Annotated in this window: 16 protein-coding genes; 3 read left to right on the top strand and 13 right to left on the bottom strand. The window is 33.7% G+C overall.

Features of this window, described 5'->3' with window-relative positions; genetic code table 11:
• The first annotated feature begins 283 nt into the window (after positions 1-283).
• From K337_RS0104220 to K337_RS0104210, 3 genes are read left to right on the top strand one after another with little or no spacing between them, the layout of a single operon-like run.
• Positions 284-1,078: an amino acid ABC transporter substrate-binding protein gene (locus tag K337_RS0104220; RefSeq protein ID WP_028855497.1), complete on the top strand. Its 795-nt coding sequence runs from the start codon at positions 284-286 to the stop codon at positions 1,076-1,078.
• Between the two features lie 2 nt (positions 1,079-1,080).
• Positions 1,081-1,716 carry an amino acid ABC transporter permease gene (locus K337_RS0104215; protein ID WP_028855496.1) on the top strand — a complete coding sequence of 212 codons (636 nt, stop codon included), beginning with the start codon at positions 1,081-1,083 and terminating at the stop codon, positions 1,714-1,716.
• A complete protein-coding gene (locus K337_RS0104210; protein ID WP_037029162.1) occupies positions 1,707-2,444 on the top strand; it encodes an amino acid ABC transporter ATP-binding protein in 738 nt (245 codons plus the stop codon). Before K337_RS0104215 ends, K337_RS0104210 begins: the two co-directional genes overlap by 10 nt.
• Before the next feature lie 87 nt (positions 2,445-2,531).
• On the opposite strand, the gene K337_RS0104205 is transcribed toward K337_RS0104210, so the two are convergent.
• The 13 genes from K337_RS0104205 to secG form a co-directional block, all read right to left on the bottom strand.
• Positions 2,532-2,831 (bottom strand): cysteine-rich small domain-containing protein, encoded by a 300-nt coding sequence (locus K337_RS0104205; RefSeq protein ID WP_028855494.1) that lies wholly within the window; start codon positions 2,829-2,831, stop codon positions 2,532-2,534.
• Between the two features lie 151 nt (positions 2,832-2,982).
• Positions 2,983-3,696 (bottom strand): DNA/RNA nuclease SfsA, encoded by a 714-nt coding sequence (gene sfsA / locus K337_RS0104200; protein WP_028855493.1) that lies wholly within the window; start codon positions 3,694-3,696, stop codon positions 2,983-2,985.
• A gap of 78 nt (positions 3,697-3,774) precedes the next feature.
• Positions 3,775-5,013 carry a serine hydroxymethyltransferase gene (glyA, locus tag K337_RS0104195; RefSeq protein WP_028855492.1) on the bottom strand — a complete coding sequence of 413 codons (1,239 nt, stop codon included), beginning with the start codon at positions 5,011-5,013 and terminating at the stop codon, positions 3,775-3,777.
• A gap of 88 nt (positions 5,014-5,101) precedes the next feature.
• Entirely contained in the window at positions 5,102-5,533 is a 432-nt protein-coding gene (locus K337_RS0104190; RefSeq protein WP_028855491.1) for a hypothetical protein, read from the bottom strand.
• A gap of 13 nt (positions 5,534-5,546) precedes the next feature.
• A complete protein-coding gene (locus K337_RS19070; RefSeq protein WP_051251599.1) occupies positions 5,547-5,912 on the bottom strand; it encodes a hypothetical protein in 366 nt (121 codons plus the stop codon).
• Positions 5,912-6,361, bottom strand: coding sequence for an RNA polymerase sigma factor (locus tag K337_RS0104180; protein WP_028855490.1), 450 nt, complete (start codon positions 6,359-6,361; stop codon positions 5,912-5,914). The genes K337_RS19070 and K337_RS0104180 overlap by 1 nt, the downstream gene beginning before the upstream one ends.
• A 47-nt stretch (positions 6,362-6,408) precedes the next feature.
• Positions 6,409-7,644, bottom strand: a complete 1,236-nt coding sequence (locus K337_RS0104175; RefSeq protein ID WP_028855489.1) for a hypothetical protein — start codon at positions 7,642-7,644, stop codon at positions 6,409-6,411.
• Entirely contained in the window at positions 7,641-8,027 is a 387-nt protein-coding gene (locus K337_RS0104170; protein ID WP_028855488.1) for a hypothetical protein, read from the bottom strand. The genes K337_RS0104175 and K337_RS0104170 overlap by 4 nt, the downstream gene beginning before the upstream one ends.
• Positions 8,028-8,836: 809 nt before the next feature.
• The gene (ispG, locus tag K337_RS0104165; RefSeq protein ID WP_028855487.1) at positions 8,837-9,895 is read right to left on the bottom strand and encodes a flavodoxin-dependent (E)-4-hydroxy-3-methylbut-2-enyl-diphosphate synthase; all 1,059 of its coding nucleotides are present in this window, start codon (positions 9,893-9,895) and stop codon (positions 8,837-8,839) included.
• 119 nt (positions 9,896-10,014) lie between these two features.
• Complete coding sequence (locus K337_RS19065) at positions 10,015-10,917, bottom strand: ankyrin repeat domain-containing protein (protein WP_028855486.1); 903 nt, start codon at positions 10,915-10,917, stop codon at positions 10,015-10,017.
• A gap of 574 nt (positions 10,918-11,491) precedes the next feature.
• A complete protein-coding gene (gene typA, locus K337_RS0104155; RefSeq protein ID WP_028855485.1) occupies positions 11,492-13,303 on the bottom strand; it encodes a translational GTPase TypA in 1,812 nt (603 codons plus the stop codon).
• Positions 13,304-13,345: 42 nt separating this feature from the next.
• Positions 13,346-14,587, bottom strand: coding sequence for a replication-associated recombination protein A (locus tag K337_RS0104150; protein ID WP_028855484.1), 1,242 nt, complete (start codon positions 14,585-14,587; stop codon positions 13,346-13,348).
• 172 nt (positions 14,588-14,759) lie between these two features.
• Positions 14,760-14,984 carry a preprotein translocase subunit SecG gene (gene secG / locus K337_RS0104145; protein ID WP_028855483.1) on the bottom strand — a complete coding sequence of 75 codons (225 nt, stop codon included), beginning with the start codon at positions 14,982-14,984 and terminating at the stop codon, positions 14,760-14,762.
• Between the last annotated feature and the right edge of the window lie 214 nt (positions 14,985-15,198).

Here is a 15,198-nt window from a genome sequence, read left to right as displayed (position 1 = left end):
TCATACAGGAGGAGAGTCGAATGTTTAACAGATCATTAATTTTTATTACAGTACATCATCATCACCATAGATAAGGATTTGTATTATGATTTAATCATAGTTACAGATCCATGTTGTTTTTCAAAAAAACTTGGTTCTATATCTATGATGATTTAAACGTTAAACTCAACTGTTGTTTAGCCATCTAGATATTCTAGATGGCTTTTTTATTTTCCGGAGATAAAATGGTTGCAATAATAATAATAATAATAATAACTTTTAAAAACCTAAGGAGGATTTATTTATGAAAAAAATACTTATAACATTAATTTTAATATTGGCTGGTGTACAATCTTTTGCATTTTCAATGAAAGAAAAAGATACATTGACAAAGATAAAAAAAGATGGATATTTTACTGTAGGATTAGACGATACCTTTGCACCTATGGGATTCAGAGGAGAAAATGGAGATATCGTAGGTTTTGATATTGACCTGGCCAAGGAAGCAGCCAAGAGAATGGGAGTCGAAGTTAAATTTAAGCCCTGTGACTGGGATGGTATCATCTTCGAACTTAGAAGTAAAAAGATAGATATGGTTTGGAATGGAATGACCATAACAGAGGATAGAAAAAAACAAATCGGTTTTTCAAAATCTTATTTCAGCGGGGAACAAATAATTGTTACTAAAAGTGGCAGTGACATCAAAGGGATCGCAGATCTTGCAGGAAAAACAGTCGGTTTACAGATGGGTAGTTCTTCATACTTTGCTTTAGAAAAAAATACAGTCTATCCAAGTGTAAAAGACGTAAAGAAGTATGGTTCCAATGTAGAAGCTCTTCTGGATTTAGAAGCAGGAAGAACCCAGGCCGTAATAATCGATTCCATGGTTGGAAGATATTATATTGCTAAAAAAGAAAGAAAGGAAAATAAAGATATTTTTTCAATTGTAAAGGAACCTTTAGCTATCGAATACACAGGTATTGGAATAAGAAAAGAAGACACTACCCTTATCACCGAGATAGATAAGATCATAGACGGGATGCAAAAAGACGGAACTTATAAAAAAATATATGAAAAATGGTTTGGAAGGAGAGGTTAAATATGATTGACAGCATCTACTACATCGCAAAGGGACTGGACATTACTCTAAGACTTTACTTTATAACAGTATTATTTTCAGTCCCATTAGGGCTACTTCTTGCATTGGGAGAACTTTCTAAGATTGGAACAATTAAAAAATTTGTAACTTTTTATACATGGATATTTAGGGGTACTCCACTGCTTTTACAACTTTTCTTCATGTATTATGGATTACCGGTAATGGGGATAACACTTTCTCCCCTTGGGGCAGCCAGTATTACCTTTATCATCAATTATTCTGCCTATCTGTGTGAAATCTTTCGTGGGAGTATCCAGGGAATAAATAAAGGCCAATATGAAGCGGCAAAGGTTTTGGGAATGGGTTATAAACAGACTCTAATCAGGGTAATTCTACCCCAGGCTCTAAGAACCGCTCTGCCTCCCCTTTCAAATGAGGCAATAGCCCTTATTAAAGATACATCTTTAGTTTCAATAATCGGTACAGCAGAAATTTTAAGAAATTCAAAGGAATTAGTAACAAGGGATTTTACAATAACTCCATTTTTTATCTGTGGGATATTCTACCTTGTTTTATCTACTTTTATCCTCCTTGTCTTTAAAAAATTAGAAAAAAGGATGGCGGTCTCATGTCAATAAAAATAAAAAACATCAACAAATCTTTTGGAAACTTAAATATTTTAAAAGACATATCTCTCGATATCAATAAGGGAGAGGTCTTGTCTATCATAGGTCCTTCCGGTAGTGGAAAATCTACCCTCCTAAGATGTCTGATAGATTTAGAGGAAATAGATTCAGGGACATTGGAAGTTTTTAACGACCCCCTGGTATGCAGCAGCAGGAATCCTAAAAAAAAGGAGAGGTTTGAAATCTTAAAAAAGATGGGGATGGTCTTTCAATCCTTTAATCTTTTTCCCCATAAAACAGCTATAGAAAATGTTATGGAACCTCTCATAGTTGTGGATAAGATCAAAAAAGAAGTGGCTCTAAAAAAAGCTGCAGAACTTCTAACTATGGTTGGATTAGAGGACAGGATGAATAACTATCCATCAGCTCTTTCCGGCGGCCAGCAGCAAAGGGTTGCTATTGCCAGAGTCCTTGCTAGGAATCCAAAGATACTTCTTTTTGATGAACCTACATCTGCTCTGGATCCAGAGATGGTCAAAGAAGTTCTTACAGTTATTGAATCTCTTAAAAATACAGGAATAACAATGATCATAGTCAGCCACGAGATGGAGTTTGTAAAACAAGTTTCAGACAGGGTAGTTTTTATGGATTACGGAACTGTCCTCGGCTGCGATACACCTGACAAAATATTTAATTCTGCTAGAAATGAAAGGATCAATAAATTTTTAAATAATTTTTAAAATATTTATTGTTATAAAAGCTCAGAAAATATGCTTACAGAGATTTGACCCTCTGCTATTTCCTGAGCTTTTGTTATTACTATGAAATTACTTAATATTTACTTTTTCCTCATCACTATGCTTCTCTAAATATTCATTTTGCACTATATCAATTACAGTTAGCATTTTTTGCTGAACAAAATCATATCCAGTGTCCTTCATGTGTGTGATTATACAGCCACTACAGTCCTTTATTCCATGAGTATATTTGAAATTACCCCCGCACTCTTCTCCTAACATATATAATGGACAATAACAGAATAAACAGTTAAATTTACTCTCATCAGCTATTGTATGACATGGAAAATACTCACATTTCTTGTTTTGCACAAATTTAAAATTTGCCATTTTTATCCCCCCACTGTGCTCTGCACAAATTTATAACTTATAATGGAAAGAGAAAAAATTAAAATAAAACTTCTTCCTTTGAGCCACTGATTTTTTACAATTAAAACTTTTAATCTATCACTGTATAATCTCCGACTAGTTTTTCTTTCTATTAGTTCTCAGTTTTATTCATTATCTCTACTGTTCCTCTATAGTTTATAGTACCATTATCTAGAGATAGTTGTATAGGGTATATTTCCACCCCTGCAGAGATTGCTTTATAAAAATATTCATTGAATTTTGGATCTGTCTCATACCTAGGTCTAAAAATATCTGAACTTCTAAAAACCAGCAAGATCACTGCTGCTCTATCTCCTGACTCCTTTAGTTCAATGAGTTCCTTTAGATGTTTCACCGCTCTCTCACTAGGAGCATCTGGGAACATGGCAACCCTGTCTTCTGCCAGGGAAACCCCTTTTACTTCGACCCATATTTTTTTCCCGTCTTTTTCTAAAAGATAATCTAATCTAGACTTACCGTATTTTACTTCTGCCTTTAGTTTATCTATCTTTCCTATGGGAGATATCTCAAAATCATTTAACAAGTTTTCTGATATATATCTATGAAAGCTCGAGTTTATGAGGATATCTTCTCCATCAGAGGCCCTCCCACTGATGAGGTCCCACTTTGTTTTTCTATTGGGATTAGATGCACGTCTTATTTTCACCCTATTTCCTTCATAGAGGAGCTCCTTTATCCTCCCTGAATCATGGACATGAACTACTTCTTCTGAACCATCATCTAATCTCACATGGGCAATAAACCTATTGGGTCTCTCTAAAAATACTCCCTCTTCATCTATTTGTATCTTATATAGTTCCTTCATTTTGCACCTCTTTTTATTTTTTAGATAAACACCAGATTATCCTCCCGACCTTTTCAAAGGAAGGAGGATAATAAACATCTACTTATATATAGGAAACTCCTCACATAAAGCTTTTACTTCTGCTTTTATTTCCATTAATCTTTTCTCATCTCCTATAGATTCCAGAGCACGATCTATAAAGTCTGCTATGATTTTCATCTCCGATTCTTTCATTCCTCTGGTTGTTATAGCTGGAGTTCCTACCCTTATACCACTGGTTATAAATGGCTTTTCCACATCATATGGAATCCCATTTTTATTTACAGTTATCCCTGCTATTCCCAGTATTTCCTCTGCTGCCTTTCCAGTAATGTTTTTAGGAGAAAGATCCACTAACATCAAATGATTGTCTGTTCCACCGCTCACTATCCTGTACCCTTTTTCTTCCAAAGCCTTTGCTAAAGTTTTGGCATTTGTTACCACTTGTTTTTGATAAGTTATAAAATCTTCACCCAACGCTTCTTTAAAAGAAACTGCCTTTGCTGCTATAGTGTGCATCAACGGTCCCCCTTGAATCCCAGGAAAGATAGATTTATCTATCTTTTTAGCAATCTCCTCATCATTTGTCAGAATCATTCCCCCACGTGGTCCTCTGAGAGTTTTATGGGTAGTTGTGGTAGTTACATGGGCATATGGAATAGGACTTATATGTAAATTTACAGCAACCAGCCCTGCTATATGGGCCATATCTACCATAAGGTATGCTCCTACTTCATCGGCTATCTCCCTGAATCTTTTGAAATCTATTGTTCTTGAATATGCACTTGCACCTGCTATTATAAGCTTAGGTCTAGCTTCATGAGCAATCTGTCTCAATTCATCATAATCTATCGTCTCTGTTTTTTTATCTACACTATAAAATACAGCGTTATAATCCTGCCCTGAAAAATTAACATTTTTACCATGAGTCAGATGACCCCCATGATCCAGTCTCATCCCCAATATAGTATCTCCTAAACTTATAAGAGCTTTGTATACAGCCATATTAGCCTGAGATCCTGAATGAGCCTGCACATTTACATATTTTACCCCGAATAGTTCCGCGGCTCTGGATATAGCTAATTTTTCTGCTATATCTACACATTCGCAGCCACCATAATATCTTTTCCCCGAATACCCTTCAGCATATTTATTGGTCATCACACTTCCATTGGCTTCCATCACAGCTTTGGACACTAAATTTTCTGATGCAATTAATTCTATCCCGTCTTCCTGCCTCTTCTCCTCTTCCTTTATGGCTTCATATATCTCATCATCTATTTCTTTTAAATATTCCATATCAGCCCTCCATCTTCTATTTATTTTTATAATAACAGTATACAATATATTTTTTTCAAAGCAAAAAAAAGTCATGGTTTCCCATGACTTAATTTTTGTTTATCTCTACATCTATAGTTGTCTTTTTTACTGCTCCACGATTTACCATATAGAGATCCTTAGCCTTTAAATATTCTTCCTTAGAGATGTATTTTCTCACATCTATTTGAGTTTTTAACTGATTTTTTTTCATATTTGCATTTATCTGACCAACCTCATCAAATAGCTGGTTGATTTTAAACCAATTTTTTTCCGGATCGTCTATCAATAATTTATTTATTTCCAGTTCTTTTTGATCCAATTCAATAAGCATTATCCTATGTTTTTTTAATGCTGTATTCAAAATATTCTTTGCATTTTCTATATTTTCGTCACTTATTCCAATTGTTGATAGTTCCTTTTCCATGTTACTTATAGATATACTTGAATAGGAGAATATCGATCCTAGTAGCATCAACCCCAGTATTATATATCTTCTCATCAAAATTTCCTCCCTACATTTTAAAATCGCTTACAAAAAAATCTTCCTCTTTAACATTTGACAGTTCTTTCCCTTTCAATAAACTATCATCAAAAAGATTCATCTCTACTGCATTTTTCCCTTCTAAATATTTAGGTAGATCATTTCTATTACTTACCGTTTTTACAAGGCCTTGACTTGCTCTAACATTTTGCGGCTGACTGATATCTCTTACTTGATACAGTGCTGAAGTAGATACTATTCCTACAATAAATAACGAAAGTCCAATGGCACTATTTCTCTTGTTTTTGTGCTTCTCTTCCTCCAATAAAGTCTTATATATATTGACTTTTATCCTTGCCTTCATCTCTGCATTTGTTTTTTCTCTAAAATCATCCATTATAATCCCCCCATCTCCTTCAAGCCTTTATAGTAGACCGATTTTACTGTTGAGAGTTTCATATCTTTTATCTTACCTATCTCCCTAAGTTTATAACCGTATATATCTTTCATGAGTATTATCTCCCTCTCCCTTTCAGATATTAATTGCAGCTTTTCTTCTAACACTATCTTTGTAGTCACATCTTCATTGTCTTCGATACTCAGTACCTCTTCATTTAGTTCAAATGTCTCCTTCTTTCTCCTAAAAAAATCATAGGTTTTATTGATAGCTATCCGATATACCCATGTATAGACTCCACTCTCATTTCTAAATTTTTTCAAATTTTTATAGACAGTTAAAAATACATCTTGGGCTATATCCTCTGCGTCTTCCTTGTTTTTTACCATTCCCAGTATTTTATTGTAGATCCTACTAAAATACGTCTCAAATATCTCATCAAAATTCATAATTTCATTCTCCTATACTACTTTGACGCAACAAACTCATAAAAAGTTTATTTTTTCTCCTCAATATAAGAGAAAATAATTTTTTTCTTACTATTTTTATCAACATCCAATTTAAATCTAACTATTCTGTTGGATATTTTTTCATATTTTTCTTGAGATCTTAATTTAGTCCAGACTTCTGGCAGCTGATCATAGTTTATTTCTAAATCTATCTTTTCCTTACCGGTATTTCTTATTTCAATCTCAATTTCTTTTTTTATCAGATTATTCCCCAAAGAATGACTGCTTTTTATTTTTTTCTCTACCACAACATTAAAACTTTTATTCAGTTTCAAATCATACTTTTCTCCGCCGGGAATAAATCCTACATTTGAATCTCCTACATATTTTTTATCATCCCACACATATATCCTTCCTCCAGGAATAGTTGTCTTACCTATATTTTTTATCTCTACTATCCTGGTTGGATTTTTAGAATATTCCCTGGTCCAATATACATATTTTTCGGCTAAACTTACCTTCTTTGTCTCTAATTTTATATTTTTTTCGCTATTTTTTTTGAGATCAAGTTTGTCTTTTAGCTTATATTCTATTTTATCGTTAGATTCATCTATGGAGATACTATCTGCCATTGCAGATTTCATCCCATAGGCCCTCGATGTTGAAAGTTCAGATATAATTTTTACCTCTGTATCTTTTAAATCTTTTCCCATATTATTATAGATTTTTCCCCATGTTTCCAGATTCATCTTATCTATATCCAATCTATGAGAGATATTTAAATTTAATCCTCTCGTTATATAGGATATATTTATTTTCTTATCCAGTTTTCCTACATCCATTACCAGCTTATTCTCTATTTTTATATGGGCATTGCTTAATTTGAGATCTGGATTATTTAAGATATAGATCTCTCCTGTTTTTGTATCTTTTCCTACTAAGTTTTCCCCATAATCAAGGAGTACCAGTTCATAGGTTCTTCCATCTTTTTCAGCCTGAATAATCTTACCCAAATAAGATTTTAATATGGAGTTGGAATCTGCATTTTTTTCCAATTCCACACCTCTTAGATCTCCTCCTATTAAATTAATAGAACTGATATCTATATTTTTAGAAACGCCTTCATAGGTTATTCTATTATTTTCTCCATCATCTTTTAACTGTAAAGATTCATTGACAACTACCTTGTTGGGATATATTGTAATTTCTCTATCTTTGGTATTTTCAACTCTGTATGCAAATAAATTTATAGAACACAATAAAAATAAAACAGTTTTCTTCATAACTCTCCTCCCATCTCTATTATTTCAGCACTGTTTCCACTTAACTTAATAACAGAATCTTTTTCTATTTTAACCTTTCCATTGGATCTCTGGTCTCTATCATTATCGTTTCTTTTACTAGACCCTACACTGACACCAACACTTATATAACTTCTCGGATTCCAGCTCACTGGATACTCCCCTGGAACCAGATAATACTCACGATCTAAACTAACTATATCACCGCTTAAAAAGATCCTCTCGGCTCTCCCTTCAAATCTTATCTTTACAGCTCCCTCAAAATCCTGGTTTTTTAATATTTTTCCCTCTGTTTTCTTTTTTTCTGTAGAACTACATGCCATCATAAGTAGTAATATTGCCATTATAAATATAATTTTTTTCATATTCTCCTCCTATTACCTCTAGATAAACATTAAAAACTATTTTTTTGTCACGAATCTACACGAATGATATATTCACCCTCTCTCTTAATCTCTCTCCCTTGACATCATAAAAATCATATTTATTAAATATAATTTTTTGTACTCGTCAATCGGGAGAAAAAATCTCCTTGCTACTCTACTTTGTTACTCCCTATGAGGGAGCAACATAAAAAGATGAGGGTCTAACTTTAGAATCTAATTTTTGACACAGATTTCCTCAGATTATTCAACACTAAAAAGAATTTATTCTTGATTAGAATCTTTAATCCATAGAACGCGGATTAAATCTGATTAATAGCTATAATTTTCGCAAATTAAAACTTCCTTTTTGCCACCAACATATCATCAAGAATATACGAATATTAATTTTTATTATAATTAAAAAAATTAAATGTATTAAAACCTAAACCTTTACACAAAGCTCACCAAGGAAAAGCTAAAGAGTTCACTAAGGAATTCTTTTCTTAATCTTTGCCACCAATGTATCACCAATTTAAACACTTTAATGCTATAGCACAGAAGTTTTTCTTTTAAATAAAGTTTATAGTCGTTGAGACTCCAACAGTAATGCTTCTAGAATAATAAACGTGATTTACTCATTAAGACACTTCTTCCGAGTTTCGTCATGCTCACCATATCTATCAGTAATCTCAATAAACCCTCTCTCGCCCTTCGGGCACTCTCTCCCTCCATAGGGAGAAAGAATCTCCTTGCTACTCTACTTTGTTACTCCCTACGAGGGAGCAACCTAAGAGGATGAGGGTCTAACTTTAAAATTTCTTTTCCACATCTTCTTCTATTAACTTCTGCAGCTCCTCCAAGATTTCATCCTCTTTAACTGTTTTTACTACTTTTCCCTTTTTAAAAAGAACTCCTACACCATTTCCGCCGGCTACACCATAGTCAGCTTCCCGAGCTTCACCAGGACCATTTACTACACATCCCATGACAGCTATCTTAATCTGTTTTCCATAATCAGAAAACTTTTTCTCTACTTTCTTAGTCAGTCCTATCAGATCGATCTCGGTTCTTCCACAAGTAGGGCATGAGATAATTTCTGTCCCTGCTTCTCCTATCCCCAATACTTTCAATATTTCTTTGGCTACACCTATCTCCTCAGTTGGATCCTCTGTCAGTGATACACGGATAGTATCTCCTATCCCATCTATTAGAAGACTTCCTATCCCTATGGCTGATTTTATACTCCCCTGAAAATAAGTTCCTGCTTCAGTCACTCCTAAGTGTAATGGATAATCTATCTTATCAGCTATTATTTGATAGGCTTTTCTCATTATCTTTACATTACTTGCCTTTAGTGAGATTATTATATTTTCAAATCCATATTTTTCCAATAAATTTATATGATACATACCACTTTCAACCAAAGCTTCAGGTGTTACTTTCCCATATTTTTTTAAGATCTCTTTTTCCAGTGATCCCCCATTTACCCCTATCCTGATAGGTATATTATATTCTTTAGCTTTTTCTACTACCTCTTTTACCCTTTCATCGGATCCTATATTCCCGGGGTTTATACGTAGTTTATCTATCCCATTTTCTATTGCCAGCAATGCTAATTTATAGTCAAAATGAATATCTGCTACCAGTGGAATCTTAATTTCTTTTTTTATCTCCTTTATAGCTTCTGCTGCGGCTTTATTGTTTACAGTTACCCTTACCAGCTGACATCCCAGCTCCTCCAACTTCTTTATTTGAGCTACTGTTTTTTCTACATCTGCTGTATTTGTATTTGTCATAGACTGAATAATTACATCTTCACTCCCACCTATATAGATATCTCCTACTTTAATTTTTTTAGTATTTTTCATCTTCTTTCACTCCTTTTACCCTCTTCTTGTTATGTCTCTCCCTCAAAGGGAGAAACAAAGTTATTTATATATGTCCTTTCCCCCTATTGAGGGGGAGAGTGCCGATAGGCAAGAGAGGGTTATTCTTCTTTCACTCCCATCTTTAACAATAATTCTATCATCTTTTCATCTTTATTTTCACGGGCTATCCCCATAGGTGTATCCCCATAGGATGAATAATTTTTATCCCCGCCTATTTTTATTATCTCTTCCACTGCATGGTAATATGAGTTGGATATACTTCGAAGGTAGACCTCCCCCAATACATTTTCTCCATCTTTATTTTTATAGTATATATTCAGACCTTTAGTCAAAAACATCTTAATAATGTCCTCGTCATATGCATAGTATATAGCCGAATTTCTCCTGTTATCTGTTAAATTTATATCAGCTCCATTTTCTATGAGAAGTTTTACTATCTCCTTATTTTTTCTTACAACAGTCCACATCAATGGAGTCCACTTTTCTTTATCTGCTATGTTCAGATCAGCTCCCTCTAAAATTAATTTTTCCACATAGCTATTATGCCTTTTCTTAATAAATTTTATAATCAAAGGTTCCCCTAAATTATCTACATAATTTATATCTGCCCCTGCCTCTACCAGGATATCCAGAGATTTCTTGGTTTTTACAAAATCTATAGCTCTTTTAGTTGCTTCATAGGATGTTGTATTTTTTCTTTTTTTAAGAGGAGTTTCCGTCTCTAAATCTACCCCATAGGAAATAATTTCCTTCAGACTTTTAAGACTGTTATTTTTTACTATCTTCATCAAAAGGGTCTCTCCACCTTCATTTATATAGTTGGGGTCAAATCCACTCTCTAAAAATAATCTTAAACTCATGGCGTCATCCAGATCTATACTCTGTTCTACCATGGAATATGGTATCTCTATCTTGTCTACCTCTATAGTTTTTTCTTTCTGCAGACCACTGCAGGATATTAGGAGTGTTCCCAGTATTATAGTTATCAATATTTTTTTCATAAAACCTCCTATATAAATAATTTGAAACCCACAAAACTTTTTTGTCACGAATTACACGAATAAAGAACCTTTCTTTTGCCACTAATAGTCACCAATCTATAAAAATTTTATTGCTATATCACAGGAGTCTTTCTTTGACACAGATTACACAGATTTTTAAAACCAAAACCTCTACACGAAGATCACTAAGGATAAATTAGAGAGTTCACTAAGAGTACCTTTTCTTTTTGATCTTATTCGAAGTTTATAGTCGTTGAGCTTCAGCAGTACTGTTTCTACAATGACGATCGTGTATTACTCATTAAGACATTTATAAACCTTCTTGAATTTTTCCGTTAGCTTTTTTTTCAAGAAAAAAGGTATCCCGTATCAAAGGCGGAAACTTTGGAATTTTCTCCTTCTACCGCTAATTACGCGAATTCATAGAACGTGGATCAAATAAATACTTTATCGTACGGGTAATTCATGAATTACCCCTACATAAATTTAAACATTTTACCCTCTCCCTCTAATTGTACATTATTTTATATAAAAAAAATAGATGTGATTTTTAATCACATCTATTTAAAATTAATTATCTAACTGTTCCTCTTGAAGCTCTCTTTCTGTCACCCTCTGTTAAGAATTTCTTTCTCATTCTGATACTTTCAGGTGTGATCTCTACTAACTCATCGTCAGCAATATATTCTAATGCTTGCTCTAATGTAAACTCTCTACCTGGAGCTAATTTCGTAACTGCATCTGTTCCAGAAGCTCTCATGTTTGTAAGCTGCTTTCCTCTAGTTACATTAACTGTAAGGTCATTTTCTCTAGAATGTTCACCAATGATCATTCCTTCATATACTTCTAATCCAGGATTAGCAAATAAAGTTCCTCTAGATTGTACATTTCCTAAAGAATATGCAGTAGTTGAACCTTTCTCGATAGAGATTAATACTCCTCTTTGTCTAGTTGGTACTTCACCTTTATATGGCTCATAGTCGAAGAATGAATGATTTAATATTCCTGTTCCTCTAGTTTCTGTCATGAATTCATTTCTGAATCCGATAAGTCCTCTTGCAGGTACTTTGAATTCTAATCTTGTATATCCATCAGTTCCTTGAACCATGTTGATCATTTCACCTTTTCTGATTCCTAACTTCTCGATTACTACACCAGTGAATTCGTCTGCTACGTCAATTATAGCTAATTCGATAGGTTCAGATTTTACTCCGTCGATATCTCTCATGATAACTTGAGGTTTAGCTACTTGTAATTCAAATCCTTCTCTTCTCATGTTTTCTATTAATATAGATAATTGAAGTTCTCCTCTACCTTTTACTATGAAAGCGTCAGCAGATTCAGTTCTTTCTATTTTCATACTTACATTATGTTCTACTTCTTTAGATAATCTATCCCAGATATTTCTAGAAGTTACAAATTTACCTTCTCTTCCAACGAATGGAGAAGTACTTACCATGAATGTCATAGCTAGTGTAGGTTCATCTATATCGATTAATGGTAATGCTATTGGGTTAGTTCTGTCTGCTATTGTTTCACCAATATCAAATTTCTCTGTTCCAGCAACTGTTACGATATCTCCACATACTGCTGTATCTAATTCTATTCTGTTCATTCCTTCAGCACCAAATATTCTAGTGATTTTGAAATTTACCATTTCTCCGTCTCTTTTGATTAAAGTTACTTCTTGGTTTTTATTTAAAACACCGTTATGGATTCTTCCAGTTGCTAATTTCCCTAAGTAGTTATCTGGAGCTATGTTAGTTACTAACATTTGCACTGGAGCTGTAGGATCTCCTTCAGGGTCTTTTACATGTTTAACTATTGTTTCAAATAATGGTTGCATGTTTAAATCTTCATCTGTGATCTCATACTTTGCAAATCCATTTTTAGCTGAAGCAAATATTACTGGGAATTCTAATTGGTGATCGTTTGCTCCTAATTCAACAAATAGATCGAATACTAGGTCTACTACTTCTTCAGGAGTAGAGTTTGGTCTGTCGATCTTGTTTACTACAACAATTGGATTTAATCCATGCTCTAACGCTTGCTTTAATACATATTTAGTTTGAGGCATTACACCTTCAAATGCGTCTACTAATAATAATACTGAGTCTACCATCTTTAATATTCTTTGTACTTCTCCACCAAAGTCAGCATGGCCTGGAGTATCTACGATATTTATCTTGTATCCTCCAAAATCAAGAGATGCATTCTTAGATAAGATTGTGATTCCTCTCTCTTTTTCTATATCATTTGAGTCCATCGCTCTTTCAACAAGTTCTTCTCTGTCTCCGAATACTCCTGATTGTCTTAACATTGCATCTACTAATGTTGTTTTACCGTGGTCTACATGAGCTATAATAGCTATATTCTTTATGTTCACTGTGTCTCCTCTTTTGCCTCGTTTGGCATATATTTAATTATTTTATCTACTATATTTAGTCTTCCACAACTTATTTAATTTTTCTAAAATTAATCTTTCATTCTTGTTGTTTTGTGGAAGGTAATAAACTTTATTATTTTTTTTATATTCCTGATATACGAAGTTTCCGTCATATCCATGGGGATATTTATAATCTTTTTTACCTAGATCTGTCAGGTGGGTCGGTACATCCTCTATCATTCCATTTTTTACATCCATCATGGCCGAATTGATAGCCTCGTATGAACTGGATGATTTAGAAGATATAGCCAGATAGATAGTAACCTCTGACAATATAATTCTTACTTCCGGCATTCCTATTTTTTCACAGGCCATAATAGCAGCGTTTGCCATATTCAAGGCTTCTGGATTAGCCAGTCCTACATCTTCTGATGCACTGATCAGTAATCTTCTGGCAATATATCTCGGGTCTTCTCCCCCGTCTAACATCTTGGCCAGCCAATAAACGGCAGCATCCGGATCCGATCCTCTGATACTTTTAATAAATGCCGAGATGGTGTTATATTTATCTTCTTTTTTATGATAACCTGCTTTTCTCTTTTGAAGTAAATTTTCTACTTCCTCCAGATTCATGGTTTCACCAACTTCTGAGATCAATTCCAAATAGTTTAGCGCTACCCTTCCGTCGCCGGCAGACAGCTCCTCAATATAAAGTTTTATCTCTGAGTCCAATTTTGTACCTTTATAAGCCAGTGCATTATCTATAAGTTTTAATATCTCGTCCCTATTTAACTTCTCAAATTCAAAGATCATGGATCTCGAAAGCAGTGCATTATTGAGGACATAGTATGGATTTTCTGTAGTTGCTCCTATGAGAACTATGAGTCCATCCTCTGTATGAGGTAGGAGTGCATCCTGTTGCAACTTATTAAATCTATGGATCTCATCTAAAAATAAAAGAGTTCTTTTATTTTCTAACTCCAGCCTTCTATTGGCCCTGTCTATGACCTGTCTGAAATCATTTAAGTTAGCAGTGGTCGCGTTCAGTTTTTCAAAACTATAGTCAAGTTCATTTGAGATCAACACACCTAAAGAGGTTTTTCCTGTCCCAGGTGGACCGAAAAATATAGAGTTGATCATCTTTCCTTTTTCTATTAATTTTCTTAAAACACTGTCTCTGCCTATGATTTTTTCCTGCCCTATATACTCATCTAAAGTTTCAGGACGCATAGAGTACGCCAGGGGTCTAATCCCATCATAATTTTTTTGAAAAAGTGTATTCATTTCGATCTCCATTATATCACAAATTTCATTATCTGTACAATATTAAAGCAATCTCTTATTGCATTTAACCACGAATAATTACAGCTTTAAATTATTCAATTTCTATATTATTAAATTTATAATCCTATACACAATTAAAGAGGCTAATCCTTTACAGATCAGCCTCCTATCTTTAACTTACTAGATATAGTAATAATGCTACTATTAAAAATCCAGCCGCTACAAATTCAGTAGCTTTAGCTAGGGGTCCACCATCATCGTGTACACCAAAAATACTATTGGTAGCACCTGTTCCTATTCCACCACTCATACCCTTACTTCTGTCAGGTTGAATAATTACTAAAACAATTAAAGAGATAGCAAGTATAAATAAAATTACCGTTAAAAATGTAGCCATTTTCGCCCTCCTAAAAAACCTTTTCTTTCCTTGTATTATAGCTCATTTTATCTGTTTTGTAAAAGAGTATTTAAAAAACATTTTTTATCACTTTGCCAGAGACCACATAAACTTTTTTTGCCACCAATCTACACTAATTTTCTCATAAAGGTAATTCATAGAACGCGAATCTCTTCGATATACACTGAAAATCTTTAATTTCCACAGATTAATC

It is taken from the genome of Psychrilyobacter atlanticus DSM 19335 (assembly GCF_000426625.1).
In the GTDB taxonomy this organism is placed as follows: domain Bacteria; phylum Fusobacteriota; class Fusobacteriia; order Fusobacteriales; family Fusobacteriaceae; genus Psychrilyobacter; species Psychrilyobacter atlanticus.
Note: the sequence above shows the minus strand (reverse complement) of the source record. Positions and strands in the feature narration are given on the sequence as shown.

What these genes read in the sequence shown, in the direction of transcription:
- K337_RS0104170 (WP_028855488.1), bottom strand. Translation starts at nt 8,027, where the DNA reads ATGAAAAAAATTATATTTATAATGGCAATATTACTACTTATGATGGCA.
- K337_RS19065 (WP_028855486.1), bottom strand. Translation starts at nt 10,917, where the DNA reads ATGAAAAAAATATTGATAACTATAATACTGGGAACACTCCTAATATCC.
- K337_RS0104150 (WP_028855484.1), bottom strand. Translation starts at nt 14,587, where the DNA reads ATGAATACACTTTTTCAAAAAAATTATGATGGGATTAGACCCCTGGCG.
- K337_RS0104215 (WP_028855496.1), top strand. Translation starts at nt 1,081, where the DNA reads ATGATTGACAGCATCTACTACATCGCAAAGGGACTGGACATTACTCTA.
- glyA (WP_028855492.1), bottom strand. Translation starts at nt 5,013, where the DNA reads ATGGAATATTTAAAAGAAATAGATGATGAGATATATGAAGCCATAAAG.
- K337_RS0104210 (WP_037029162.1), top strand. Translation starts at nt 1,707, where the DNA reads ATGTCAATAAAAATAAAAAACATCAACAAATCTTTTGGAAACTTAAAT.
- K337_RS0104190 (WP_028855491.1), bottom strand. Translation starts at nt 5,533, where the DNA reads ATGAGAAGATATATAATACTGGGGTTGATGCTACTAGGATCGATATTC.
- K337_RS0104220 (WP_028855497.1), top strand. Translation starts at nt 284, where the DNA reads ATGAAAAAAATACTTATAACATTAATTTTAATATTGGCTGGTGTACAA.
- K337_RS0104180 (WP_028855490.1), bottom strand. Translation starts at nt 6,361, where the DNA reads ATGAATTTTGATGAGATATTTGAGACGTATTTTAGTAGGATCTACAAT.
- K337_RS19070 (WP_051251599.1), bottom strand. Translation starts at nt 5,912, where the DNA reads ATGGATGATTTTAGAGAAAAAACAAATGCAGAGATGAAGGCAAGGATA.
- sfsA (WP_028855493.1), bottom strand. Translation starts at nt 3,696, where the DNA reads ATGAAGGAACTATATAAGATACAAATAGATGAAGAGGGAGTATTTTTA.
- K337_RS0104205 (WP_028855494.1), bottom strand. Translation starts at nt 2,831, where the DNA reads ATGGCAAATTTTAAATTTGTGCAAAACAAGAAATGTGAGTATTTTCCA.
- secG (WP_028855483.1), bottom strand. Translation starts at nt 14,984, where the DNA reads ATGGCTACATTTTTAACGGTAATTTTATTTATACTTGCTATCTCTTTA.
- K337_RS0104175 (WP_028855489.1), bottom strand. Translation starts at nt 7,644, where the DNA reads ATGAAGAAAACTGTTTTATTTTTATTGTGTTCTATAAATTTATTTGCA.
- ispG (WP_028855487.1), bottom strand. Translation starts at nt 9,895, where the DNA reads ATGAAAAATACTAAAAAAATTAAAGTAGGAGATATCTATATAGGTGGG.